The sequence below is a fragment of the Pseudomonas sp. FP1154 genome (assembly GCF_030687245.1).
Taxonomy (GTDB): Bacteria; Pseudomonadota; Gammaproteobacteria; order Pseudomonadales; family Pseudomonadaceae; genus Aquipseudomonas; species Aquipseudomonas rhizophila.
Window position 1 is genome coordinate 4,330,190 of sequence record NZ_CP117465.1, and the last position, 25,915, is coordinate 4,356,104.

At 59.4% G+C, this 25,915-nt stretch carries 25 protein-coding genes; 16 read left to right on the plus strand and 9 right to left on the minus strand.

Annotation, left to right across the window (positions count from 1 at the left end; translation table 11 throughout):
- Positions 1-18 precede the first annotated feature (18 nt).
- Positions 19-1,845 carry a long-chain-acyl-CoA synthetase gene (locus tag PSH91_RS19420; RefSeq protein ID WP_305466522.1) on the minus strand — a complete coding sequence of 609 codons (1,827 nt, stop codon included), beginning with the start codon at positions 1,843-1,845 and terminating at the stop codon, positions 19-21.
- A 354-nt stretch (positions 1,846-2,199) separates the two neighbouring features.
- On the opposite strand from PSH91_RS19420, the gene PSH91_RS19425 reads away from it, so the two are divergent.
- Complete coding sequence (locus tag PSH91_RS19425; protein ID WP_042732342.1) at positions 2,200-2,478, plus strand: DUF3509 domain-containing protein; 279 nt, start codon at positions 2,200-2,202, stop codon at positions 2,476-2,478.
- 42 nt (positions 2,479-2,520) lie between these two features.
- Here PSH91_RS19425 and mtnC read toward each other — a convergent pair whose 3' ends face one another.
- From mtnC to aroC, 5 genes are read right to left on the minus strand one after another with little or no spacing between them, the layout of a single operon-like run.
- Positions 2,521-3,204, minus strand: coding sequence for an acireductone synthase (gene mtnC, locus PSH91_RS19430; RefSeq protein ID WP_274091340.1), 684 nt, complete (start codon positions 3,202-3,204; stop codon positions 2,521-2,523).
- 4 nt (positions 3,205-3,208) lie between these two features.
- Positions 3,209-3,754 (minus strand): acireductone dioxygenase, encoded by a 546-nt coding sequence (locus PSH91_RS19435; protein ID WP_047229620.1) that lies wholly within the window; start codon positions 3,752-3,754, stop codon positions 3,209-3,211.
- 18 nt (positions 3,755-3,772) lie between these two features.
- Positions 3,773-4,393: a methylthioribulose 1-phosphate dehydratase gene (locus PSH91_RS19440; protein ID WP_107321768.1), complete on the minus strand. Its 621-nt coding sequence runs from the start codon at positions 4,391-4,393 to the stop codon at positions 3,773-3,775.
- The gene (locus PSH91_RS19445) at positions 4,390-5,535 is read right to left on the minus strand and encodes an MFS transporter (RefSeq protein ID WP_047229622.1); all 1,146 of its coding nucleotides are present in this window, start codon (positions 5,533-5,535) and stop codon (positions 4,390-4,392) included. The genes PSH91_RS19440 and PSH91_RS19445 overlap by 4 nt, the downstream gene beginning before the upstream one ends.
- Positions 5,536-5,569: 34 nt before the next feature.
- A complete protein-coding gene (gene aroC, locus PSH91_RS19450; RefSeq protein ID WP_047229623.1) occupies positions 5,570-6,661 on the minus strand; it encodes a chorismate synthase in 1,092 nt (363 codons plus the stop codon).
- A gap of 143 nt (positions 6,662-6,804) precedes the next feature.
- Between aroC and PSH91_RS19455 the strand changes: the two genes are divergently transcribed.
- Both PSH91_RS19455 and PSH91_RS19460 read left to right on the plus strand, forming a co-directional pair.
- Entirely contained in the window at positions 6,805-7,770 is a 966-nt protein-coding gene (locus tag PSH91_RS19455; RefSeq protein ID WP_107323240.1) for an alpha/beta hydrolase, read from the plus strand.
- Positions 7,771-7,869: 99 nt separating this feature from the next.
- Positions 7,870-8,658, plus strand: a complete 789-nt coding sequence (locus tag PSH91_RS19460) for a hypothetical protein (RefSeq protein ID WP_107321767.1) — start codon at positions 7,870-7,872, stop codon at positions 8,656-8,658.
- A gap of 161 nt (positions 8,659-8,819) precedes the next feature.
- Here the strand turns inward: PSH91_RS19460 and prmB are convergent, their stop codons facing one another.
- Positions 8,820-9,728, minus strand: a complete 909-nt coding sequence (prmB, locus tag PSH91_RS19465) for a 50S ribosomal protein L3 N(5)-glutamine methyltransferase (RefSeq protein ID WP_047229625.1) — start codon at positions 9,726-9,728, stop codon at positions 8,820-8,822.
- 266 nt (positions 9,729-9,994) lie between these two features.
- Here prmB and PSH91_RS19470 point away from each other — a divergent pair, with 266 nt between their 5' ends.
- The 5 genes from PSH91_RS19470 (at position 9,995) to PSH91_RS19490 (ending at position 12,768) form a co-directional block, all read left to right on the plus strand.
- On the plus strand, positions 9,995-10,585 hold the full coding sequence (locus PSH91_RS19470) for a cysteine hydrolase family protein (protein WP_047229626.1): 591 nt from the start codon (positions 9,995-9,997) through the stop codon (positions 10,583-10,585).
- Between the two features lie 131 nt (positions 10,586-10,716).
- Positions 10,717-11,037, plus strand: coding sequence for a hypothetical protein (locus PSH91_RS19475; RefSeq protein WP_047229627.1), 321 nt, complete (start codon positions 10,717-10,719; stop codon positions 11,035-11,037).
- Positions 11,038-11,111: 74 nt separating this feature from the next.
- Positions 11,112-11,669: a Smr/MutS family protein gene (locus PSH91_RS19480; protein WP_025214971.1), complete on the plus strand. Its 558-nt coding sequence runs from the start codon at positions 11,112-11,114 to the stop codon at positions 11,667-11,669.
- Positions 11,670-11,746: 77 nt separating this feature from the next.
- Complete coding sequence (gene folE, locus PSH91_RS19485; protein WP_003204506.1) at positions 11,747-12,292, plus strand: GTP cyclohydrolase I FolE; 546 nt, start codon at positions 11,747-11,749, stop codon at positions 12,290-12,292.
- Positions 12,293-12,396: 104 nt separating this feature from the next.
- Positions 12,397-12,768 carry a glutathione S-transferase N-terminal domain-containing protein gene (locus PSH91_RS19490; protein WP_047229660.1) on the plus strand — a complete coding sequence of 124 codons (372 nt, stop codon included), beginning with the start codon at positions 12,397-12,399 and terminating at the stop codon, positions 12,766-12,768.
- Positions 12,769-12,911: 143 nt separating this feature from the next.
- On the opposite strand, the gene PSH91_RS19495 is transcribed toward PSH91_RS19490, so the two are convergent.
- Positions 12,912-14,078 carry a PLP-dependent aminotransferase family protein gene (locus PSH91_RS19495; RefSeq protein ID WP_305466526.1) on the minus strand — a complete coding sequence of 389 codons (1,167 nt, stop codon included), beginning with the start codon at positions 14,076-14,078 and terminating at the stop codon, positions 12,912-12,914.
- An 82-nt stretch (positions 14,079-14,160) separates the two neighbouring features.
- Here PSH91_RS19495 and PSH91_RS19500 point away from each other — a divergent pair, with 82 nt between their 5' ends.
- The 5 genes from PSH91_RS19500 to PSH91_RS19520 all read left to right on the plus strand — a co-directional run bounded on the left by PSH91_RS19500 (position 14,161) and on the right by PSH91_RS19520 (position 22,510).
- Positions 14,161-14,601 carry a MarR family winged helix-turn-helix transcriptional regulator gene (locus PSH91_RS19500; protein WP_160893128.1) on the plus strand — a complete coding sequence of 147 codons (441 nt, stop codon included), beginning with the start codon at positions 14,161-14,163 and terminating at the stop codon, positions 14,599-14,601.
- Between the two features lie 343 nt (positions 14,602-14,944).
- Positions 14,945-16,294 carry an NCS2 family permease gene (locus tag PSH91_RS19505; protein WP_076383799.1) on the plus strand — a complete coding sequence of 450 codons (1,350 nt, stop codon included), beginning with the start codon at positions 14,945-14,947 and terminating at the stop codon, positions 16,292-16,294.
- Between the two features lie 61 nt (positions 16,295-16,355).
- Entirely contained in the window at positions 16,356-16,985 is a 630-nt protein-coding gene (locus PSH91_RS19510) for a LysE family translocator (RefSeq protein WP_305466528.1), read from the plus strand.
- Between the two features lie 138 nt (positions 16,986-17,123).
- On the plus strand, positions 17,124-20,840 hold the full coding sequence (locus PSH91_RS19515; protein WP_305466529.1) for a calcium-binding protein: 3,717 nt from the start codon (positions 17,124-17,126) through the stop codon (positions 20,838-20,840).
- A 266-nt stretch (positions 20,841-21,106) separates the two neighbouring features.
- Positions 21,107-22,510, plus strand: coding sequence for a hypothetical protein (locus tag PSH91_RS19520; RefSeq protein WP_305466531.1), 1,404 nt, complete (start codon positions 21,107-21,109; stop codon positions 22,508-22,510).
- Between the two features lie 97 nt (positions 22,511-22,607).
- On the opposite strand, the gene uraH is transcribed toward PSH91_RS19520, so the two are convergent.
- A complete protein-coding gene (gene uraH, locus PSH91_RS19525; RefSeq protein ID WP_139049414.1) occupies positions 22,608-22,961 on the minus strand; it encodes a hydroxyisourate hydrolase in 354 nt (117 codons plus the stop codon).
- Between the two features lie 412 nt (positions 22,962-23,373).
- Between uraH and puuE the strand changes: the two genes are divergently transcribed.
- The 3 genes from puuE (at position 23,374) to alc (ending at position 25,890) form a co-directional block, all read left to right on the plus strand.
- The gene (puuE, locus tag PSH91_RS19530; protein WP_305466533.1) at positions 23,374-24,315 is read left to right on the plus strand and encodes an allantoinase PuuE; all 942 of its coding nucleotides are present in this window, start codon (positions 23,374-23,376) and stop codon (positions 24,313-24,315) included.
- Positions 24,312-24,827: a 2-oxo-4-hydroxy-4-carboxy-5-ureidoimidazoline decarboxylase gene (gene uraD, locus PSH91_RS19535; protein WP_047229635.1), complete on the plus strand. Its 516-nt coding sequence runs from the start codon at positions 24,312-24,314 to the stop codon at positions 24,825-24,827. Before puuE ends, uraD begins: the two co-directional genes overlap by 4 nt.
- A gap of 67 nt (positions 24,828-24,894) precedes the next feature.
- Positions 24,895-25,890, plus strand: coding sequence for an allantoicase (gene alc / locus PSH91_RS19540; protein WP_139049413.1), 996 nt, complete (start codon positions 24,895-24,897; stop codon positions 25,888-25,890).
- Positions 25,891-25,915: the final 25 nt, after the last annotated feature.

Consider the following 25,915-nt stretch of genomic DNA (forward strand, 5'->3'; position numbering starts at 1 on the left):
CACCGTGCATAGTCAGAATCAATAACGGTACTGTCCCTGCTGAATCTGCGCCGCCAGTTGCCGGTCGACCCGCACATAGGTCGCGGTGCCGGGCAGCCAGGCGTAGACCGGCTCATCGTCCGTGGCGCACGGGTCGAAGGCTTCGCTCTTGAGGCGGTTTTTCTGGTATTTGAAGGTGCCGGTGGTGTCCATTTTTACCTTGATGCGCAAGAACAACGGCACCGCATAGGCCGGCAACTTGCACTGCAAAAATTGCAACAGCTCAGCAAAATCCAGGGTAGCCAGGGATTCGGACGGAGTAATCGCCGCCATGCCGGCGCGGCCATTGGTGCCATTGATTTCGACGCCATAAGCCACCGCCTCGGCGATTTGCGCGTGCTGTAGCAATACGTTTTCAACTTCCGTGGTGGAGACATTCTCGCCCTTCCAGCGATAGGTATCACCGAGGCGATCAACGAACTGCCCATGGCCGAAGCCGATGTTGCGCAGCAGGTCACCGGTATTGAAGTAACGGTCACCAGGAACGAAGACGTCCTTGAAGATGGTTTTTTCGGTCTTGGCCGGATCGGTGTAACCGTCCAGCGGCGCCTTGTCGTCAATGCGCGCCATCAGCAGGCCCGGTTCTCCCTTGGGTACTTTCTGCATCCGGCCTTGCAGGTTGCGCAACGGCGCCCCGCTGTCATGGTCGTACTGCACCAATTCCCAGCCCATCAGGGAAAATCCGACGGTGTTGTCGAAATTCAGCACATTGGTGAAGCCGATATTGCCGTCGCTGGCCGCGTACAGCTCGCAGATATGGTCGACACCAAAACGCGTCTTGAAGGCCGACCATGCCCCGGGGCGCAAGCCGTTGCCGATCATCTTCCGGACCTCGTGCCGCCGGTCCTCGGCACTGGCGGGCTGGTCGACCAGGTAGCGACACAATTCACCGACATAGCCCAGGGTGGTGGCCCGGTAACGGCGAACGTCACTCCAGAACTGGCTGGCGCTGAACTTGCGCCGGATCGCAAACCCCGAGGCGCCGCAGATCGCCGCTCCCCAGCACACGCACAGGCCCGTGGCGTGGTACAGCGGCAGCGTGCAATACAAGACATCCGCGGGCTGCATGTCCAGGGCGATCAGGCCGAAACTGGTGGAAGTGCGCATCCAGCGCCCGTGGCGAAACACCCCGGCCTTGGGCAGCCCGGTAGTGCCCGAGGTGTAGAGATAAAAACATGGGTCGTTGAAAAAAACCTGCTGACTGCTGGCCGGGTTGTCACCTGGATGGCTGGCGCTGCTACTTATCAGGTCAAGGTAATCGGAAGGGGCGGCGGCGCCGTCCTGGTCGGCTACCCACCAGGTTCGGTGGCCGGACAGTGAGGTGCGGGCTCGCACGTCGTTGAAGGCCGCGACCCGTTCTGCCCCGACCACCACCGCGACAGGCGTGACCAACGCCAGGCTGTGCACCAGCGCGTCCCCGGTCTGCGAGGTGTTGAGCATGGCGCTGACCGCCCCGACCTTCGCCACCGCCAGCACCGTCACCAGCATCTCTGGCCGATTCTCGATGAAAATCGCCACGCAGTCGCCCTTGCCGATGCCCTGTGCCAACAGGTAATGAGCGATGCGATTGGCCTGTTCGTTGGCCTGCGCGTAACTCAATACCGTGTCGCCACACAACAACGCCGGCCCTTGGGGATTGCGCTGGGTGGCCTGTTCGAAACACCAGCCCAGGCCGCAAGGCTGGGTCGGGTCCTGGACGTTGGCGAGCTTCATGCCTTTGACGATACGGGGAATGGCCCTGGCAATAGTGGGTAGCTTGCGCAGCATCTTGCCCCAGGTAATGGCGTCGCTGGATGTACGACTCATGGTCACTCCCGTTCGACCTCGTGGGTCTGGGTTCTTGTTGTCGGGCTGGAGCTCAATTGCGCTCGAAATTACGCCAGCGATTCCGGCGCTGTACATGCGGTTTTTGCAATGTTTTGTATCCACCGTTCCGGACAGGCGGAGCATGAGCGCCAGAAATCCATTTGGTTCAACAAAAGATCAGCCGACCACGCAAAATGCAGGATGCACGATGGCCATTCATGCAAGTTGCACGAAAGCAAAAATAGGAGGAATTGTTAACTGATTGTTTTATAACGTTTTTTAATCAAGCCCAACGCTGGCACAGACACTGCAACTACCTCTCCACGGTTTGCCACCACCATGGAGCAGTCAAATATGAACATGATTCAAGAAAAGTTTGCGTCCCTCTTCTCCAACTACGAAGTGACCACTCAGGCCCGCCCGGATGGCGGTATCCTGCTGACCTTGCGCAACAGCGAAGGCAAACTGTTTAAACGCACAATTTCCTACGCCCAGTTGCACGCCGGGGACCAACTGTCCTGGGCAATCAGCGCAATCCGTCGCGACCTGGCGGAACAGGCCAGCGAGTTGCCGCAGATCGCCATGCTGCAAAGCCAGCATCGTTTTGCGCTGCCGACCTATCACAGCGCCTGATCGTGTTGTGGGAGCGAGCTTGCTCGCTCCCACAGTCCTCTATCAAAAACGCGCAGGATCGATCCGGGCAAAACTGTCCACCGTGACATGCCCTTGCAGCTCACCGCCCTCGCGCGCCACTCCGCACGTAGCCATGCCGGCATCACGGGCCGCATCCAGTTCCTGGACGATGTCCGACAGAAACAGAATCTCCTCCGGGGCTACGCCCACCGCCGCGCTGATGCGCTGGTAGGACTGGACTTCCCGCTTGGGTCCCGATGTGGTGTCGAAATAACCACTGAACAACGGCGACAGATCGCCAGCCTCGGAACAGCCGAAAATCAGCTTCTGTGCCTGGATCGAGCCCGAGGAATAAACGAACAGCCGTAAACCTTGCTGATGCCAGCGCTGCAGTGACTGCACCGCGTCCGGGTAAACGTGCCCTTTCAACTGCCCCGCCTGATACCCCTGCTCCCAGACCATGCCCTGCAACGCCTTGAGCGGCGTGGCCTTGCGGTCTTCGGCGATCCACTCCAGCAGAATCGCGATGACGCGCTCGGTGTCAGCCCCCGGCTCACCATTGTCCTGCCGCACCGCTGCCAATTGCTCGGCGACGTCGGCGCGGTTGGCATGCTGACGAACGAAATCCGGAAGATGCCTGGCGGCATAGGGAAACAACACATCGAACACGAAACTCACCGCACTGGTGGTGCCCTCGATGTCAGTGAGAATGGCTTTGATCGACACAGGCTCAGTCCTCCAGGCGCGGGAAACGGCTGGCGATGTCGTCGCCAGTGAACTTCGCGACCCAACCTTCCGGGTTGTTGAACAGGCGAATGGCAACGAAATGTGGATGCTCGCCCATGTCGAACCAGTGCGGCGTGCCCGCAGGCACCGAGATCAGGTCATTCTTTTCGCACAGTACGGCGTAGACGTAATCGTCGATGTGCAGGGTAAACAGGCCACGACCGGCGACGAAAAATCGTACTTCGTCTTCAGCATGGCGATGTTCATCGAGGAATTTGGCCCGCAGTTCGGCTTTTTGCGGGTGATCGCTGTTGAGGCTGATGACGTCGACCGTGACGTAGCCGCGCTCGGTCATCAACCGGTCGATCTGGGTCTTGTAGGCGGCAATCACTTCGTCCTGGCCGGCGCCTGGCTGGATTTTCGTTGCCGCTTCCCAGCGGTCGAAGCGAACACCTTTATCGGCCAGGGTCGCGGCGATGTCTTCGAAATGGGTCAGCACCTTGTTCGGAATGTCGGGGCTTGAGACGTGATAGACGGACAGGCTGCTCATGGTTAGGGCTCCAGCAAATTAACGGTTCAGGAGTGCGCGGGTCTTGAGCTCACACTCAAACAGGAACTCGAACGCTTCGATCTGGCGCAGGGCATCGTTCATGCTCGGCCCCCAGGTATACAGGCCATGCCCGCGAATCAGGTAGCCGACACAATCGGGGTGAGCCTCGAGCCACGGCTGCACCTGGCCGGCCAGGCGCGCGATGTCCTGGTCGTTGTCGAAAATCGGCACGCGGACACAGGATTCGTGGGTCGACACACCGCTGAAGGCTTTTTGCAGTTCGTAGTCTTCAAAGTCGATGAAAGCCTGGTGGGTCAGGCGCGACAACACCGTGGCATTCACGGAATGGGTGTGCAGCACCGCGCCGATCTCCGGGCGCCAGCGATACAGCTGGGTGTGCAGCAGGGTTTCGGCGGAGGGTGTCTTGCCGCGCTCCAGGCTGTTGCCGTCCAGGTCGGTGGCGAGCACATCATCCAGGCCCAGTTGCCCCTTGTGCTTGCCGGACACGGTGAGCAAGGCCTGATCAGGGGCAAGCCGGGTCGAATAGTTGCTGCTGGTGGCCGGGGACCAGCCGCGGCCATACAAAAAACGCCCGGCGTCGATGATTTCCCGGGCGAGCTGTTCACGGGTAAGGCTCATGGCCTGTCCTCTTGCATACGTGTGGCAATGATAACGGCTGCAGCGAAGGCTGCGAGGCTGGCGATGCTGAAAGTCCAACTGGCACCCAGGGCGTTCCAGCTGTAGCCGGAATACAACGCGCCCAACGCCCCGCCCATGCCGGCCAGGGCGGCGTACAACGCCTGGCCCTGGCCTTGCTGGCGTGGGCCGAAGCTACGTTGCACGAAATGGATGGCAGCGGCGTGAAAACTGCCGAAGGTCGCCGCGTGCAGCACCTGGGCAAACAACAGGACCCAGAGAAATTCGGCCAGTGAGCCCAGCAGCAGCCAACGCAACGCCGCCAGCAGGAAACTCACCAGCAGCACCCGACGCACGGAAAACCGCGCCAGGATCCGGCTCATCAGCAGGAAGATCAAGACTTCCGCGACCACGCCAATGGCCCAGAGCATACCGATCAACCCGCGGCTGTAACCCAGGCCTTCCAGGTGCAGCGTCAGAAAGGTGTAATACGGCCCGTGGCTGACCTGCATCAGCCCCACACATCCATAAAACGCCAGCACCCCAGGGTTGCGCAGTTGCCGCAGAAAACCTTCCCCCGCGACTCGCGGCCCCTGTGTCGGCTGGGCATTGGGGACCCAGAAGCTGGCGAGCACGATGCCGCCCATGATCAGCACCAGCGCCACCGGGTAAATGTCCAGGCTCAACCATTCGAAAAGCCGGCCAAGCGCGACCACGGTAATGATGAAGCCGATGGAGCCCCACAGGCGGATCTGGCTGTAGCGCGAAGTTTGCCCGCTCAAGTGGGCCAGGGTAATGACTTCGAACTGCGGCAACACCGCGTGCCAGAAGAACGCGTGCAGCGCCATGACCAGCGCCAGCCAGGCGTAGCTCTGGTCGATGAAGATCAGCGAGAACGTCAGCAGCGTGCAAATGGCGCCAAAACGCACGATCGCCAGGCGCTGACCGGTGTAATCCCCAAGCCAGCCCCAGATATTCGGTGCCACACAGCGCATCAGCATGGGGATAGCCACCAGCTCGCCGATGCGCGCCGCGTTGAACCCCAGGTGATCGAAATACAACGCCAAAAACGGCGCCGTCGAACCAAGCAGCGCGAAATAGAACAGATAGAAACTGGAGAGCCGCCAGTACGGCAGAGCCGCCATGGTCGTCAGGCCACGGCGGTCGGCAGGTCAGCCATCAAAGCTGGCCCAGCACCGGGGTGCTGACTCGCACATCGGCGTTCTGGCCGCGATGACGCAGCAGGTGGTCCATCAGCACGATCGCCATCATCGCCTCGGCGATTGGCGTGGCGCGGATGCCGACGCACGGGTCATGACGGCCCTTGGTGATGACGTCCACCGGGTTGCCATGGATGTCGATGGAGCGCCCCGGCGTGGTGATGCTGGAGGTTGGCTTCAATGCCAGGTGCGCCACGATCGGCTGGCCCGAGGAAATGCCACCGAGGATGCCGCCAGCATTGTTGCTGAGGAAACCTTGCGGGGTCAGCTCGTCGCGGTGCTCGGTGCCACGCTGGGCGACACAAGCGAAACCGGCGCCGATTTCCACACCCTTCACCGCGTTGATGCTCATCAGCGCGTGGGCCAGTTCGGCGTCGAGCCGGTCGAAGATCGGCTCGCCCAGGCCCGGCATCACACCTTCGGCCACCACGGTGATCTTCGCGCCGACCGAATCCTGGTCGCGACGCAATTGGTCCATGTAGGCCTCAAGGGCCGGCACCTTGTCCGGGTCGGGGCAGAAGAAGGCATTCTGTTCCACCGACTCCCAGGTCTTGAACGGGATTTCGATGGGACCCAACTGGCTCATATAGCCACGAATCACGATGCCCTGGCTGGCCAGGTACTTCTTGGCAATCGCGCCGGCCGCCACGCGCATGGCGGTTTCCCGGGCCGAACTGCGGCCGCCGCCACGGTAGTCGCGCTCGCCGTATTTATGGTGGTAGGTGTAGTCGGCGTGGGCCGGGCGGAACAGATCCTTGATGGCCGAGTAGTCCTTGGACTTCTGGTCGGTGTTGCGGATCAGCAGGCCAATGGCGCAGCCGGTGGTGCGTCCTTCGAACACGCCGGAGAGGATTTCGACTTCATCGGCTTCCTGGCGCTGGGTGGTGTGGCGGCTGGTGCCCGGCTTGCGCCGGTCCAGGTCACGCTGCAGATCGTCCAGGGTAATCTCCAGGCCCGGCGGACAGCCGTCGACAATGGCGACCAACGCCGGGCCATGGCTTTCGCCCGCGGTGGTAACGGTGAACAGCTTGCCGTAGGTATTGCCGGACATGCAGGGTGCTCCGTGAAAAACGCTGAGAGACTCAACCTTGGATTCGTAGTGGGCGCCAGTATACGCAGGCTCCCCGACGAGTTCATCCTCGAACCTTATCGATGCCTGTCAGTCCAACCGGCACCTTCGTAACTAATGGCGTGATGATGTTAAAACTGCTTGCCTTGAGCCTTGCCCTGTTGACCGGCCTGCTTTCCAGCCTGGCCCAGGCCACCGTCCTGCAACGACCGATCAGCCTCGACACCGGCAACGGCGAGCTTTTCGGCTCGCTGCTGTTACCCAAATCCGACGCACCGGTGCCGGTTGTCCTGATCATTTCCGGGTCGGGTCCTACCGACCGTGACGGAAACAACCCCGACGGCGGGCGCAACGATAGCCTCAAGCGCCTGGCCTGGGTGCTGGCCAAGCACAACATCGCCAGCGTGCGCTATGACAAACGCGGGGTGGCCGCCAGCCTTGCGGCGACCCCGGACGAACGCAACCTGAGCGTCGAAGCCTACGTGGCCGACGCCGTGGCCTGGAGCCGCAAACTGGCTGCCGATCCGCGAATGGGTCCATTGATCCTGTTGGGTCATAGCGAAGGCGCACTGATCGCCAGTCTCGCCGCGCCCCAGGCCAATGCAGCTGCGGTCATCTCGCTGTCCGGCAGTGCCCGGCCGATCGACCAGGTGCTGCGTCAACAACTGAGCAGCCGCCTCCCTCCCCCCCTGATGGTGCGCGCCAATGAGCTGCTGGACAGCCTCAAGGCCGGTCGGCTCGACCCAAATGTCCCGCCGCAACTGCAGGTCATCTTTCGCCCTAGCGTGCAGCCCTACCTGATCTCGCTGTTCCGCCAGACGCCGGCCCAGGCTTTCGCGGCGCTGAAGATGCCAGCGTTGATTATCCAGGGCAGCCATGACATTCAAGTCAGCGTCGATGACGCCAGGCAGTTGCAAGCCGCCAAACCCGACGCCGAGCTGGCGCTGATCAAGGGCATGAACCATGTCATGCGCATCGTCCCCAACGACATGGAGCTGCAATTGGCCTCCTACAAAAATCCAAACCTGCCCCTGGCGGCCGAACTGGGCACACACATTCTGGGTTTTATTAGCTCATTACCCGCTCGATAAGCGGTTTTTCCCCTCCAGTCCTGGCAAAAACGGCCGATAGACCGGTGTCGGACAGCGCCATGGCTGCCGACGGGCCGGCCTGGACAGGATTTTGCCGTTATGACTGACACTCAAACTTCACCCGACACCCCCGCCGAAACGCCCGCCGCTCCAGCGGCGGAGCTGCCTTGGGCGGATGTGCAGGCCGAGCACCATAAAATGCTCCGGCTGGCACCGCTCAAGACCGACCGTGCCACGGGTGCGCGGCCGCTGCGGTTTGTCGAATTCAGCTATGCCGAGCGCCACAGCAAGGAGCGCAGTTTGCTGCGCATGAGCATCCAGTTGCCGGGCCAGCGGGTGCGCAAGGAACAGAATCACCTGGACGTCTGGGCCGACCACGTCGATAAACGCCTGTATTTTTCCCCGGACAGCTTGCAGGTCGAGCCGCTGAACCGTGGCATTGGCCGCTTCCTCGCCGCACAGGGCATTACCTGGGCCAAGAAGCGCTGGTCGAGCTACCGGGTCGATGGCAGCGACCTGAATAACAAGGACGCGCTGAACGAAGACACCCGCCTGCGCCGCGACCACTTCCTGAAAGCTCATGGTTTCGAAGTGGTCTACGCCGACGCCCAGCACCTCAAAGGCAGCGTCAAGCCAGCCCAGGTTGGCAATCTGCTGGGGGACTGGAACACCGAAAAACTGCAGTTCGTGGAAATTCTCGAAGCCGCGCAAATGCTCCAGCAAGCCGAGCAGAACCTGGCGGAGCAGGAAGTCAAACTCAAGCAGCAGGAAGAAAAGGTCGCCAAGTTCAAACGCGAAGACAACGGCCTGCGTTTCACCATCACCTGCCTGGTGGCATTTGCCATGTTCCAGGCCGGGTTGTTGATCTGGATTGCGACGCGTAGCTAAGACTGAACACCGCCTAACCCCTGTGGGAGCGAGCCTGCTCGCGATGGCGTCGTGTCAGCAGTCTTCAAACTGACTGACACCCCCTCATCGCGAGCAGGCTCGCTCCCACAGGTTTGCATCCTCGGTGACAGACCCGGGCGCGCCCGTCAGATCAATTGTCGTCAAACCCGCGAAGCAAACAACGCCTGATGCTGACGGCACTGTTCGGCACTGAGCATGAACACACCATGCCCGCCGCGTTCGAAGTCCAGCCAGGCAAAATCGACTTCCGGATACAACGCCTCGACGTGGACCTGGCTGTTGCCCACCTCGACAATCAACAAACCCTTCTCGGTCAGATGGTCGGCGGCCTCGGCCAGCATCCGACGTACCAGGTTCAAGCCATCATCGCCACAGGCCAGGCCCAGCTCCGGCTCGTGCTGATACTCCTGGGGCATGTCGGCGAAATCTTCGGCATCGACATAGGGCGGGTTCGACACGATCAGGTCGAAACGCTGGCCCGGCAAGCCCTCGAAACCATCCCCCTGGACAGTGAACACGCGCTCGTCGACGCCGTGACGCTCGATGTTCTGGTTGGCCACTTCCAACGCTTCGAACGACAGGTCAGCCAGCACCACCTCCGCCTCCGGGAATTCGAAAGCGCACGCGATGCCGATGCAGCCGGAACCGGTGCAGAGGTCGAGAATCCGTGCCGGTTCCTGACCCAGCCAGGGCGCAAAACGGTTTTCGATCAGTTCACCAATGGGCGAGCGTGGAATGAGCACGCGCTCGTCGACGATGAAAGACATTCCGCAGAACCAGGCTTCACCCAGCAGGTAGGCCGCCGGGATGCGTTCGGCGATGCGTCGGCGCAGCAGGCGTTGCACATGGACCAGCTCTTCATCTTCGAGACGGCAGTCCAGGTAGCTATCGGCAATCTCCCACGGCAGATGCAACGCGCCCAACACCAGTTGCCGGGCTTCATCCCACGCATTGTCGGTGCCATGGCCGAAAAACAGATCCTCTCCATGGAAACGACTGACGGCCCAACGTATATGGTCGCGCAGGGTACGGAGACGGGAAGTGATCACGGCGGCAAACTCCAGAAAAAACGACTGGCGAGTCTACCAGCCAAACACTCCCCTCACCAAAGCACGCCTCAAACACACCTCAAACACGCACGAAAAAGGACGGGGCAGATGTAGGATTTATCCGTTTTTCGCGCTGACTATTGAACAAGACAGACATCTTGACAAGGCTGTAGGCCAGCAACGACGGCCCTTGCGATGGAAGCGATTCACAGAACCGCTCAGCCAGAGGAGAATGTCGCAAAAGCCCCACTCGAAGGAGCCCCAGAATGTCCGTTCCAAAAACGATGTTTCAACTCAGCGGTCGCGGTTACGCGGCGGCCAATCTGAGTCAAGCGACGCTGATCATCATCGATGCCCAGAAAGAATACCTCGCCGGCCCCCTGGCGTTGAGTGGCATGGATGCGGCGGTCGCGAACATCAAGCAATTGCTCGGCGCGGCCCGTGCTGCCGGCCGGCCGATCGTGCATGTGCGTCACCTGGGCACCCATGGCGGGCTGTTCGACCCACAGGGCGAACGCGGGGAGTTCATTAGCGGCCTGGAACCCCAGGGGGACGAAACCGTGGTGGAAAAACTGCTGCCCAGCGCGTTTCACGGCACCGAACTGAAAAAGCGCCTGGAGGACCTCGGCCCCCTGGACCTGATCGTTTGTGGTTTCATGAGCCATTCCAGCGTCAGCACCACCGTGCGTGCCGCCAAGAACCTGGGCTTTCGTTGCACCCTGGTCGAAGACGCCTGCGCCACTCGCGATCTGCCGCACAAGGGCGGAGTCCTGAGCGCCGAACACGTGCACCAGACCGAAATGGCGATCATGGCGGACAACTTCGCCACCCTGGCCCTGACCCGCGATTTCATCTGACACCCCTTCGATAAGCGGCCCGTTGCGCCGCTTATCCGCAAAAGCCTCTCATTTGCCGCAATTGCCGTAGTGTCAGGAACAACCCGAACATCTTCCGGTCGAAGGGCCGATACCCATTGAGGAAGGTCGGAATGAAGTTATCCGATGGTTTTGACGCACGTCGCTTGCGGCCCAAAGGCCCGAGCAACTGGCGCTTGCGTTTCGGTGCCGCGCTCGCGGCGCTCCTGGCAACGCTCGGTGTACTGCTGTCGATGGCCGGCGCCGCCAGCCTGCTGGGTCGCCCGCCCGCCCTGGGCGAGTTGAACGCAACCCCGCTCGGCTCAACGATCATTCTGGTGATCGGCTTGCTGGTACTGCTGTTGGGCGTGTGGCTGTGGCGTCTTTGCCGCCGTCGGGCCCGCCAATCCCTGGAGCTGGCCATGGCTCCGCACTTGATGAAAAAGCACGACTGACCCGCCGCCCGACGTTTTGTCGCGCCGGATCCCGCAGGAGTTGGGTAAACTGGCCGGCCTTCGCGGAGGCTGACATGCAAGACGACGACTTTTCCCTGTTCAAAAGTGCGATCCAGGGTGTTAAACCGATCAAGCACGACCGTGCCGAAACCGGCAAACCCAAGGCGGATCGCGCACAAATCGCCAAGCTGCGCCAGGCCGCCACGGTGCGCACCGACGCCACCACCGTGGATGGCTTGTCCGACCAGTTCGTGATCGACGTAGGTCCTGAAGACGAGCTGATGTGGGCTCGCGACGGCGTTCAGGAAAGCCAGATGCGCAAGCTGAAGGTTGGCCAGATTCCCTTCGAAGGCAGCCTCGACCTGCACGGCATGACCGTGGAAAAGGCCCGGGAAACCCTCTGGGCCTTCTTGGCCGAAGCCACCAAATTCGAAATCCGCTGCGTGCGCGTCACCCACGGCAAGGCCGTGCGGCTGGACGGCAAGCGGCCGATGATCAAGAGCCACGTCAACACCTGGCTGCGCCAGCACCCGCAAGTGCTGGGTTTCACCTCCTGCCAGGCGAAACACGGTGGCGCCGGGGCGGTGTACGTGATGCTCAAGCGCACCATGATGGAAGGCCGCGACGAGTAGCACCCGATTGCCGAGCTTGCAGCGCCGTGTCCGCCACCGTACCCTTGCCCTTTGCGTAAAATCCCACAGGTAGTTTCATGTCTCTGGAACAGAATTACACCGCGATTCTCGGCCAACTGGGCGAGGACGTTTCCCGCGAGGGCCTGCTCGACACGCCCAAGCGCGCTGCCAAGGCCATGCAGTACCTCTGCCGCGGTTACGAACAGACCCTCGAAGAAGTCACCAACGGTGCCTTGTTCAGCTCCGACAACAGCGAAATGGTGCTGGTCAAGGACATCGAGTTGTACTCGCTGTGCGAGCACCATTTGCTGCCCTTCATCGGCAAGGCCCATGTGGCCTACATTCCGAGTGGCAAGGTGCTGGGGCTTTCGAAAGTCGCACGCATCGTCGACATGTACGCACGTCGCCTGCAGATCCAGGAAAACCTCAGCCGCCAGATCGCCGACGCGGTCCAACAGGTGACCGGTGCCCTGGGCGTGGCGGTGGTGATCGAAGCCAAGCACATGTGCATGATGATGCGCGGTGTGGAAAAGCAGAACTCCTCGATGATCACCTCGGTGATGCTTGGCGAGTTCCGCGAAAACGCCGCGACCCGCAGCGAGTTCCTCAGCCTGATCAAGTAACCCCCCGCATGAAAAAAACCGGCATTGATCGCCGGTTTTTTTTCGCCCGTGAAAAATCAGGTAAGCTGCGCGCCCTCTTCTTCCCTGTCGTGAGGCTTAATACCGTGATCGTCAAAGCGCTGCGAGTTGGCCTGGGCCAGCTGATTATTTTCATCGACTTCATCACCCGCCCCGGCAAGAAGCAACGTCCGGCCGAAGCCCAGGCGCAAGTCAATCAGGCCGCCCGCAGCCTGACGCTCTATCAGTTCCACGCCTGCCCGTTCTGCGTGAAGACCCGCCGCACCCTGCACCGCCTCAACGTGCCGGTGGCCTTGCGGGATGCAAAAAACAACGAGCAGGATCGCCAGACGCTGCTGGAGCAAGGCGGCAAGATCAAAGTACCGTGCCTGCGCATCGAAGAGAACGGCGAGACCACCTGGATGTATGAGTCCAAGGTGATCATTGATTATCTGGATAAGCGGTTTGCGGCAGTCTGATAGTTTTATGGTGTATTTGCGGGCCCTATCGCGAGCAGGCTCGCTCCCACAATGGAACTGTGGATAACTGGGTTTTGTGATCGACTCTGAACCCTGTGGGAGCGAGCCTGCTCGCGATGGGGCCAGTCCAGTCACCACATAAGTCAGGCTGCTTTTACCGCCAAAGCCTCCCGCACCACCCCCGCCAACCGCTTAAGCCCCTCATCCAGCCGCGCCGGGTCAATGTGGCTGAAGTTCAACCGCAGGTGCCCCGGATGCTTGTCCGGCTCGGGAAAGAACGGCTCTCCCGGCATGAACGCGACGTCGGCAGCCAGCGCGGCGTCGAGCAAGGTGCGGGTGTCCAGCGGTTGCTTGAGGGTCAGCCAGAAAAACAGCCCGCCCTGAGGCACGTTCCAATGCGCGATATCGGAAAAATGTGTTTGCAGCGCCGCCTGGAACCGGTCCCGACGATCCCGGTAAAAATCCCTCAACTCGCTCAAATGGCTTTGGTACTGCTCGGTACCGATCCATTGCAATGCCTGCCACTGACCGATGCGATTGGTGTGCAGGTCCGCCGACTGCTTGAGCCGCAGCAGGTGTGGGAACAGATCCAGGCTGGCGATCAGGTAACCCACACGTAGCCCGGGCAACAAGGTTTTCGACACAGTGCCGGTGTAGATCCAGCTGGCCTTCTTCAAGCGACTGACAATCGGCGTGGCGCTGCCGCCGTCGAAGGTCAGCTCGCGGTAGGGCTCGTCTTCCACCAAGGTCACGCCGAACTCATCCAGCAGCGCCGCCACGGCATCGCGCTTGGCCTCGCTGTAGCGCACCGCCGAAGGGTTCTGGAAGGTGGGAATCAGGTAGATAAACGCGGGGCGATACTGTTCCAGTCGGGCTCGCAACTGTTTCAGATCAGGCCCATCGGCCTCCAGGGGCACCGTGATGCAGTCGGCGCCAAACAGCTGGAAAATCTGCAACGCGGCCAGGTAGGTCGGCGCTTCCAGCATGACTTGAGTGCCGACATCGATGTGCAGCTTGGCCGCCAGGTCGAGGGTTTGCTGGGAGCCGCTGACCACCAGCACCTGACTGGCTTCACACGCCAGGCCCAATGACCGCGCCTGTGCCGCCAGGGCTTCGCGCAAGGCCGGTTCACCTTCGCTCATGCCGTATTGGCCCATGGACACCGGCATGGCCGCCCATTCGACTTTCGGCAGCATGGCTTCGGCCGGCAGGCCACCGGCGAACGACATCACTTCAGGACGCTGCGCGGCGGCGAGGATTTCTCGAATCAAAGAACTTTTGAGGCGCGAGACACGTTCGGAAAAAGCCATGGGGGTCACCTGTAGCGGGTCACTGGAAAAATGAGTCAAACTAGTTGACCGAAATTACTCCGACCTCTCTGGATACGTCAACATGCTTGACCTTAAAAACCCGGCCTCCCAGCAAATGGCCATGGAAGCGTTCTTCTTCGGTTACCAGGCGTTTACCGCCAAGGCCGATGAAATGCTTGAGCGTCGCGGGCTGAGCCGGGTGCATCAGCGCATCGTTTTTTTTATCGCCCGTTACCCATCCCTGAGCGTGAAGGAATTGCTGACGCTGCTCGGCGTGAGCAAACAGGCGTTGAACATGCCGTTGCGGCAGCTGATGGAAATGCATTTGGTGAACAGCGTCGCGTCCGAGACCGACAAGCGTAAGCGGCTGCTGGAACTGACGGCCGAGGGCGAGCGCTTCGAACAGGCGTTGCGTCGCGAGCAGGTGAAATTGCTCGAGCGGGTGTTTGCCGAGGCTGGGGAGGAGGCGGTGGATGGGTGGTTGGCGGTGAACCTGGGATTGGGCAAGGGTTCGGCGAGCTGAGGGATTTGTAGCGTCAGAACCGGCGCCATCGCGAGCAGGCTCGCTCCCACAATGGATCCCCCATGCGCACAAATTTTGTGAACGACGCAGCTCCCCTGTGGGAGCGAGCCTGCTCGCGATGGCGTCTTCACAGTCGATATATCCCTACCTCCCAGACTTTTCGTCGACAACATAGAAAACATTATTTGCTTTATTTGTATACAAAAGCATAATTCGCTTCGTGCGAGTTCTTGACCATAAGGTCAAAAAACCTCGCCGGCCTTACCTGCCTCAAAGCAACGCCGCCACCCTCAGGGGGCGGGCGTGCTGGAAATAACAATAAAACTCTTGAGGAGTACTCGCTGTGGAAAGCCGCAAACCCGAAGCCCGGACGCTGGACCTCTCGCCGCCACTACGCACTGGCTGGCTGGAGCGCATCTTCAAACTCAGCTTGCATGGCACCACGGTGAAGACCGAGCTGATTGCCGGTCTGACGACCTTCATCACCATGGCCTACATCATTTTCGTCAACCCCAACATCATGGCCGACGCCGGCATCGATCACGGCGCCGCATTCGTCGCGACCTGCATCGCCGCCGCCCTGGGTTGCCTGTTGATGGGCCTGTACGCCAACTGGCCGGTGGGCCTGGCACCGGGCATGGGCCTGAACGCGTTTTTCACCTACACCGTGGTCGGCACCATGGGCTACAACTGGGAAACCGCATTGGGCGCGGTGTTTGTTTCCGGGGTGCTGTTCATGTTCCTGACCCTGTCGCGGGTGCGTGAGTGGCTGCTCAACAGCATTCCGGTGAGCCTGCGTTATGCCATGGGTGCGGGAGTCGGGTTGTTCCTCGGACTGATCGGCCTGAAGACCGCCGGCATCGTCGTGGACAGCCCCGCTACCCTGATCAAGCTCGGCTCCCTGCACGAGCCCGGCCCGTTACTGGCTGCGGTGTGTTTCCTGATGATCGCCGTGCTCAGCTATCACCGCGTGTTCGGCGCGATCCTGATCAGCATCATCGCCGTGACCCTGGCCGGTTGGGGCCTGGGACTGGTGCAATACAACGGGGTCATGTCGACGCCTCCGAGCCTGGCGCCCACCTGGATGGCGATGGATGTGGTCGGCGTATTCAACGTCAGCATGATCAGCGTAGTGCTGGCCTTCCTGTTCGTGCACATGTTCGACACCGCCGGCACCCTGATGGGCGTTGCCCAGCGTGCCGGGTTGGTCAAACCTGATGGCAAGATCGAGAACCTGTCCAAGGCGTTGAAAGCCGACAGCGCCTCCAGCGTGTTCGGCGCCATGGTCGGCGTGCCGCCGGTAACCAGCTACGTGGAAAGCGCCGCCGGTGTCGCGGCGGGTGGCCGTACAGGGCTTACCGCCGTGACGGTTGGTGTGCTATTTATTGCCGCGATGTTCTTCGCACCCCTGGCCGGGATGATCCCCGCCTACGCTACCGCGGGGGCCTTGATCTATGTCGCCATGCTGATGATGGGGGGCATGGCCCACATCGAATGGGACGAAGCGACCGACAGCATCCCGGCCATCGTCACGGCCATCATGATGCCCCTGACCTTTTCGGTCGCCGACGGTATTGCGCTGGGCTTCATCACCTATGTGGTGCTTAAGGCCGGCACGGGTAAACACAAGGAAATTTCTGTCAGTCTGTGGGTGCTCTGCGCGATCTTCATCGCCAAGTTCATCTTCTTGTAGGCGGGATTATTCATCAGCCTCACCCCGTCGGGTGAGGCGTTCTTGCATCAGGAGCAAAGCAATGAATCTGGAAACCTGGCTGTTGTTCAGCGGCGCCGCTCTGGTGGTGATCCTCATCCCCGGCCCACTGTCGTTGCTGATGATCGGCAACAGCCTGAACTATGGCCTGCGCCGTTCGTATCCGGCGTTTCTGGGTGGCGTGATCGCCTCGATTTGCCTGCTGAGCGCATCGGCGCTGGGCCTCGGCGCACTGTTGTTGGCGTCAGAGCAACTGTTCAGCGCCCTGAAGATGGTCGGCGCGTTGTATCTGTTTTACCTGGCCTGGCAGAGCTGGCAGCAATCGCGCCAGCCGTCCCAGGGTGCCGAAGTGCCCCAGGCCGCAGCCATCCCGCGCTTTCGCGCCCTGTTCGGCCGGGCATTCGTGCTGGGTGCCAGCAACCCCAAGGACATTCTGTTCTTCGCCGCTTTCCTGCCGCAGTTCTTGAGCGCCGAACAACCGTTCCTGCCGCAACTGCTGATCATGATCGCCACCTGGACCGTTCTTGACCTGCTCTGCAAGCTGGCTTACGGTCTCGGCGCCCACGGCGCGGCGCGGTATCTGCGAACGGGTAAAGGCCAGAGTTGGTTCAACCGCATCAGCGCAGGACTCTTTGGCAGTGCGGGCGCGGCCTCTTTGATGTCCACTCACTGAGTCCCTGACTTTGCGAAACAGCCTCATCTTTTACTCGAGGCTTTCGCAAAACGTAGAAACAACCCATCGATATACACCCCGCCAGGAAGCATCTTACATATAGGGCCACTCAATCATCGTTGAACAAGGACGTTCACAATGGCCCAGATTTTCCAGCCCGGCCCGGTGCCCGACGACTATGCCGTAGTCATTACCGACTTAGGCGTGCCTACAAATAAGCACACCATCGAAACACTCGATTTCAAGACTGCCGATGGGACGCAGCTGAGTTCGGAGCACAAACATAGACAAGCCCAACTCGAAATCGTCGACAAACTTTACGGCCCGCTGCACATCGGTTCCGTGACTGTCACCCGTTCAGCCCTGGATACGTTAGGCGCAACCACCGATGGACAGCCGCTGAACGGCGACAATACTTTTTTCCGCAGCCTCAATCGTTTTTTCGTGAACTCGTTACAGTTCAACGCAAACAATATTGAAACACGGCTCAAACTGACCGCCGACGCAAACGACTATCGGCTGCCCACGTTGCTGTTTGAAATGGCGAGCCAGCGCTCACCCGCCGCGCCCCCATTATTGAGGCAAACGCCTGAAACACAGGCCGAACCCGCCAGCCATCGGAGAACGCTGGAAAAACTCCTGAAATCGGCCCAAAGGCTCGATATACAAGGGCTTAGCCATGGAGCATTCAGTTGGGCAAATACAACCAAGAGCAATATCCTCATCCCTACAGGGCTTGGACTTCAGGCCTTCGGAATCTATAGCGGTCTGCGCGGCCTGCAAGACGCCATCCGTAACAAGGACTCCTACCAGACCATTTTCAATGGGACCAGCGTGGCCGCCGAAGTCGCTTCAATCGGTGTCGAAGCTGCGGTGACCAGACAAGCCTCTCAGATGATCAGGGCCGGCCAACGCTCCCTCGAGGGCTTTGCCAAAACGACCTTTGCCACGCGCCTCGCCCGTGGAAGTGGGCTGATTGCCAGCGTCCTGACACTTCCTTTCGATATCATCGCCGCGGTCGATTCTTTCAAGGCGGCTGCCCACGCCACTGGCAAAGAAGCCACCGACCACTATGTCAGCGCAGCCTTGAGCGTCACCAGCGCCGCGATGACCTTAACCATTGGCATAGCGGCGCTGGCGGGGTTTGGTTCAGCCGGTCCTGCGGGCCTTGCCGCCGGACTTATCCTGGTGGTTGGCTCACAAATCTGGGGCGCGGTTCGTCAAGTCGATGACATCGACGACTACATAGAACTCACCGTACACGAGCGTCTGCGCACTGGTTGGTTGGCCTTCTGGGCAATGGGCCCTGATAAAGATATCCAGGATCGCTACACCATCGCCAAGGCTACCGCCGAACATACAAAGCTGCTGCAGGCCAATGCCTCGCACTTGCTCAAAGGCCCACTGAAAGACAGCACTGAGGCAATCGTAAACGGTACATTCACCGTGGAGCTTGAACCGGTGCCCTACAACACTTGGAACTGGTGGACCGGTGCCAGGTACCGGGCGACGACAGTCCGTCCGAAGATCAAAGACAACGACGACCGGATCGATGCGCGTAAAGGCGTTACGGCTCAGACGCCCGGCGCAGTCATTGAAACGTCGGCCGAACATAAAGCTATCCATTGGTACATCGGCGGCGGCAACGACATCGTTGAAGGCGTCGAAAACAAGCCAAACGTCTTTCACTACGGGGCGGGCGTTAAAAAACTGACCGGGGGCACAAAAGACGACGTGTTTATCTTTGAAGGCTCCACGGAAACCCTCAGTGAAACGTCAGCAAATAACCTGGTGGGTGGCTTGGGCAACGACACCGTGGTGTTGTCGGGCCGTAGCAGCAGTCATCAGGAGCCGCGTCTGGGTTACCAGGTCGACCTGGACGCCGGGCAAGTGTCCATCATCACTCAAAAAAGTCATGACACGCAGAGCAAGCCTCATCGCCATGCGGACCTTGAAAGCATTGAAAACGTAGAAATTCCCGAGGGTGGTGCCAACATCATCAAGGGGACAGCCGGCCCAAACATCATCAGGTCCCGCGGCAACGATTCAATCGACGCCGGCGCGGGAGATGACCGAATTTTCATTCTCAATGGAAATAACCGCAACGCAGACGGCGGACCGGGTGAGGATATCTATGCCATCGCTCATAAACCCGGCCACGTTTCCATCACCGAAAATGGTGTGGACAATAGCGTCATCGCACTGGACTGGAGAGCTGACCTGATTGAAAGCTGGCGAATTGAAGACGGTCATCTGGTCATTACTTCATGCTTTGATGCAAGCGACCGGGAGTTTCGCAAAGTCACCATCAGGGAAGTCTATGAAGACTCTGCTTTTCCAAGAGCCTTACAAAACAACAGACTGACGTTCATCACCCAGGATGGCTACCATTTGGTACCCGACCTGCCCGATACGATCGAATCCAGCAGCCCGCTCGACATTGAAACAGTTGTGGTGCAGCCAGGCACACCCCGCAACCCGGCTATCCTGCCTGATCGAAGCGAGCAGCCGATCAGCCATGACAAAGACACCAGCTACTATGTTTCACATCTCAATGAACTGACCACACTCAAGGTCAAACAAAAAAGCGAATTTTCCACCACCCTTCATCTTAACTACGCCAACGCCGAGCTGACCCGTATCGAGGCCTACTACAAGGCTCATGTCACTCAGAAAGATGAAGGGGACAGCATCAAATATGGCGAATGTGGCCTGACCTTGCACTTTGGTGTTCGCCAAGTCGTATTGAAAAATCTGGCAAGTTCCGATGAGCGCTATAGCGCGCAAAACGCGAAGACCGGTCGGCGTGCATTTTCCGCCCTCGGTTCGCATCATACTTTTATCCTCACCCTGAACGACGGCTCGTCGTACCGTATGGTCCAACCCTCGCCCGACTATGGCCTGTTGCTGGACGAAACATTCATAGGGAAAGATCCGGTGGAATGGAAAACAGACGTTCCATTGCCATTGACGCCTACCAAAAAGAAGTACGCCTATCTACAACCCTTGGACAAAAAACCTTATTACATGCGCAGTTGGGCAACCTGCGCCCTGCTGACATCGCCCACGGAACAAACGGGTATCGAAGTCCTGATTGGCGAAGGCGCCACCTACCTGGTTCACCTGAGCCCGAACATGACGTTACGCCTGTCCACGCCAGGTGCATTGGCCGGCGCCAATCCTCGGTTACCCCGTGCCTCCCTATGGGAGTTGGATGCCACGCGCCTGGGCCAAGTCGAGATAAAACTGTCCTCCAACCTGCTGCAAATAGGTGGAACGACCATCCATCTTCCCGTCTATGAAGCTGATGACCTTGTCGACCCGATACGAGTCATCACTGCACAAGGCGTTGTTCATGCTGTCGACAGCCTGTTTGAGCGGGTTTATGTAGAAGCGCTTGATGGCCGGTATTTTGCCCCGCTCACTGACCCCAACATCCCATTGCCCAGCGAACTGTCGAGCCTGACATCCGAAGAACTGAAGGTTCTTCACGTTGCTGTCAAAGATGGGTCTCCCGGCACACTGAGCTACAACCTCAGAACCCGTAAATGGATCCTTGACACCGATAAGTCCCGAGTCATTGAGGCGGCGAACCTGAGAAAAACGGACCTGTGTGACCACGCCCTCAAGATCTATCAGGATCTGGCCCGCGAGGGGCTCAATCAGACGCCGCCCCTGAGTGATGACACACTTCGTCTGTTGCGGGAAAAATGCGTGGAGCTGATAGAAGGCTTCACTTTGGACAACTCAGTGATGTTTGCGCGGGCGTTAGCGCTGAGCGCGGTCTTCGGCATAAGGCTCTCGCAATTGAGCTGGTTCCTCTCATTGGCTGAGGCGTCTCCCGAACCTACCTGACCTTGAAGAACGTCTTCGACGGTTTCTTTCACACGCCATACATATGTAGTGCACCTGTCTGCTGGTTTTCCACGAACATCCTGGAACCCAGGGCCTGTCAGCCTCCGGCTCTACGACAGGCCATTAGCTTGATACCTACTTGAATCATCAATATTCAAACTCAAGAGCAGACATTTTCAATGAGTCCAAGACGAAACACCCGACCCACGCTTACAAAGTCGTCCCCTGATACGCCTCACTCCAGTCGCGATACGTCACTGGACACAATGCTCGGCAATCCCCTGAGAGGCGCAGAAACCGATCAGGCGTCCGGCTCGCCAACCGGACGCCAAACTGAAGCGACTGAATCGCGGCGCCCGACCGTTCAGGTATCCGAAATCGCATCCGCAACAGCCATCAGTGATGGCTCCCTGTCGGTATCGCTGGACAATTATTACCTTTCACCCGAGCTGGTGCCCCTGTTATCGGAGCCGGACGCAACCTCTGGGATCCGCACGTTCAAGACACGCACCTACGTTGAGCTTGCAGAGGGAGGGACGGTGCTGCTTGGACGCGATTCCGAACAGAACTACAGAGCCCGATCAGGCACTGAACTTGTTGCCTCCGGACCACGCCTGGAACAAGTGGAGGGCAGCCTCCTATGGCGTCGACTTGCACACCGTGAGACGCAGCAGGGCGACTTCAATCTCCCGCCTACACGGGCATTCAGGAAAAACTGGGGGGTTGACCCAAGATTCACGCTGTCCGAATTGATCACCATAAACAATGTTCACTATAAGGTGGTGACACGTTCCGACGCGCGAGAATCCCCGATCACCTACATTCAATCACCCGCTCATCCCATCTATGATTTTGACTTGCTGGAAGCCACCCTCAGGCATCTGCCTGACGAGCAACCCCGAGGCGCAATACAAGTTCCGCCGGACAACCATTGGGAAATTGACGCCAGGCTACCCTTTGAAAAAACACTGACGGCCTACGTCAGGGATTTTTTTCCAGAAGTCACGACCGTCACCCTGGAAAATATCGCAAGAAGGCAATTTGAACTCAGCAATGATTCGCCGTTCGCCGACTCTGCGGGTTTGACCGCACTCCGGCAGATTTACAGCAGTTGGGAAAACGCGACCCACTCGCCACATCCGCAATGGTCCGATCCACTGTTGATGCTTCCGATTCTTCCAACCTCTTCGGCGTCCCGAGGCGCTGCCCGCTCGATAGCCTTGCCTAACCCCTTCTCAACAGGAATATTGAATCGGTTGGATTTTGATCCCCTGCGGTTCCAGCGACAGTGGCTTCTTTATCTGACGTCGTACTCGCCAGTGGAATTCAAACGCTTTATGGCCGCCCTTCTGACGCGTAATGGCTATACAGTCATTGAGCCCAACTCTTTCAACAGTTTTCCCGCTTTGGTATTTCGCCGCACAGGGCATGACTATGTATTTTTCATGAGCCTGCACCGCACCAGAATTCCGAAGATTTCCCTCCCCATGTATATGGATCCCAAGACAGCCGAGCTGCGCCTGGAAACCCAGGTTGGCGGAGTCGCTGCGAAAGCCGTCAACGATGCCCACAGTGCCAATAAAATCATCTGGCTCAAGGGCGGTACTGAAATCCGTCCCGGCGTTGCAGACACGATTTTTATCATCCGGGATGACAATTCCAGGCTGTAAATACATGGCCCAAAAAAAAGCCCGCAGTGTGAGCGGGCGAAAAACCAAAGAAGCTACATGCGCAGTCGCTTCCAGGACAAGGCAACTGCTTGGGGGATCAGCTGCCTCGATACGTTGAGTAGGCGTAGGGCGAAATCAGCAGGGGCACGTGGTAATGCTCCTGCTCGGCCGAAATGCCGAAGCGCAGCACCACCACATCCAGGAACGCCGGCTCGGACAGCTGGACGCCACGGGCACGGTAGTAATCGCCGGCATGGAATTGAATCTGATAGACGCCGCTACGGTAGTCATCCCCTTGCAACAACGGTGCATCGCAACGGCCGTCGCTGTTGGTCAGCGCGCTGGCGACCAATTGCAGTTGCGTACCTTCGACGCGGTACAGCTCGACTTTGATCGAGCTGCCCGGGCAGCCGTGCGCGGCATCCAAAACGTGAGTAGTCAAACGTCCCATTGATTGTGCGCGCCTCGCTGCAAGCAGTTCGGCCCGACGCCTCCTGAATCAGTTGAAAGACAGGCCGCACCGTTTCGGAGCACGAAACGCTGCGGCGATGAGCGAATTAAGACACTTTAAATGAAAATTGTACACAATAAAAAACAGAAATTTATCGCCTGCCATATTCGAGAAGGGTTCAGACCCGATCAGTAATAAAACCAACAGACACACAGGATTGTCATACCTTAGCTGACCAAATGGGCAGGTTTCTTGCAGTGTAGACACGCCAGAGGCAGCAGTGAAAAATGCAAAAAATCAGGCTTACAAAGTGCGCATAAAGTTGTATACAATCAACCCATCGCTGTGACGCCAGCCTGTGATTCATCGCCCAGGCGCCACCTACATGGTTCGAACAAGAAGGAAAACTGCAGTGAGCGCTGACTACCCACGCGACCTGATCGGTTACGGCAGTAACCCTCCCCACCCTCAGTGGCCGGGCAACGCCCGTATCGCCCTGTCCTTCGTGCTCAACTACGAGGAAGGCGGCGAGCGCAACGTGCTGCATGGCGACAAGGAGTCCGAAGCGTTTCTCTCGGAAATGGTTTCGGCGCAACCGCTGCAGGGCGAGCGCAACATGAGCATGGAATCGCTCTACGAATATGGCAGCCGCGCCGGTGTCTGGCGGATCCTCAAGCTGTTCAAGGAATTCGATATTCCGCTGACGATCTTCGCGGTGGCCATGGCTGCCCAGCGCCACCCGGATGTGATCCGTGCCATGGTCGCCGCCGGTCACGAGATCTGCAGCCATGGCTATCGCTGGATCGACTATCAATACATGGATGAAGCCCAGGAACGCGAGCACATGCTCGAAGCGATCCGTATCCTCACCGAAATCACCGGCGAACGTCCGTTGGGCTGGTACACCGGCCGCACAGGCCCCAACACCCGCCGGCTGGTCATGGAAGAAGGCGGTTTTCTCTATGACAGCGACACCTACGACGACGACCTGCCCTACTGGGAACCGAACACCCCCACCGGCAAGCCGCACCTGGTGATTCCGTACACCCTGGACACCAACGACATGCGCTTCACCCAGGTCCAGGGTTTCAACAAGGGCGACGATTTTTTCCAATACCTCAAGGATGCCTTCGACGTGCTGTATGCCGAAGGCAGCGAGACGCCGAAGATGCTTTCCATCGGCCTGCACTGCCGCCTGATCGGCCGGCCTGCCCGTCTCGCGGCCCTCAAGCGGTTTCTTGAATACGCCAAGGGTCATGAGCAGGTCTGGTTCAGCCGTCGCGTCGACATCGCCCGCCACTGGCAGCAGACCCACCCACATCCGGGCGCTTTGAAATCAGGGGCTTCGAAATGACCGCATTCCAGACCCTCAAGCCTTCGACCTTGAGCCGCGAAGCGTTCGTCAAAGCCTTCGCCGACATCTACGAACATTCGCCGTGGGTGGCCGAAAAGGCTTTCGACCTGGGCCAGGACCCATCGATCGACCAGATCGAAACCCTGCACCAGCGCATGAGCGACATCCTGCTGTGCGCCGATCACGCCAGCCAACTGGCGCTGATCAACGCACACCCGGACCTGGCCGGTAAAGCCGCCGTCCAGGGCCAACTGACCGAGGCCAGCACCAACGAACAGGCTGGCGCCGGTATTCACCAATGCTCGAGCGATGAGTTCCAACGCTTCACCGAGCTGAACGAGGCCTACAAAGCCAAGTTCAAGTTTCCCTTCATCATGGCGGTAAAAGGCAGCAACCGGCATCAGATCCTCGCGGCGTTCGAAACGCGCATTCACCACTCGGCAGATACCGAGTTCAAATGCGCGCTGGCAGAGATCAACAAGATCGCGTTGTTCCGATTACTGACTCTTTAGCAAGCAGCCCTGAGGCCCAGGCCCCTGCAAGCATCCCCAGCCAACTTATTAAAGGCAGACAAGAAGAATGAAAGCTTACGCCGTACCCTTCGAGAAGTTCGTCAACCTGGCCGACGCCCGCCTGGGCACCAAGATCATTTCGGTCACCGATGACTGGTTCGCCGACGCCAACCGTCTGTTCCAGCCGACTCCGGCCGTATGGAAGGAGGGCGTGTTCGATGACAACGGCAAGTGGATGGACGGCTGGGAGTCGCGCCGCAAGCGCTTCGAAGGCTACGACAGCGCGGTGATCCGCCTGGGCGTGCCGGGTTCGATCAAAGGCGTGGACATCGACACTTCATTCTTCACCGGTAACTACCCGCCTTCGGCGTCCCTGGAAGCCTGCTTCCTGGCCTCCGGCGAGCCAGACGAACATACCCAATGGACTGAAGTGCTGTCGGCCGTGGAACTGCAAGGCAACAGCCACCACTACCATGAAATCAGCAATGACCAGGCCTTCAGCCACCTGCGCTTCAACATCTACCCCGATGGTGGCGTGGCCCGCCTGCGGGTCTACGGCATTCCGTACCGCGACTGGTCGGCCGTGGGCGACAACGAACAGATCGACCTCGCCGCGGCCCTCAATGGCGGTCGCGCCCTGGCCTGTTCCGACGAACATTTCGGTCGCATGAGCAACATCCTCAACCCCGGTCGCGGGGTGAACATGGGCGACGGCTGGGAAACCGCCCGACGTCGCACCCCGGGCAATGACTGGGTGATCGTCGCCCTAGGCCATGCCGGCGAGGTCGAGAAAGTCATCGTCGACACCCTGCACTTCAAGGGCAACTACCCGGACAGCTGCTCGATCCAGGGCGCATTCGTCAAGGGCGGCACCGACAGCCAGATCGAAACCCAGTCGCTGTTCTGGCGCGAATTACTGCCCAGCCAGAAACTGGAGATGCACGCCGAACACACCTTCGCCGAGCAGATCAAGGCGTTGGGGCCGATCACCCACATCCGTCTGAATGTGTTTCCGGATGGTGGGGTGAGTCGCCTGCGGGTGCTTGGCAAGGTGTCGAAATAAGAGTGAACCCGAATCGCGAGCAAGC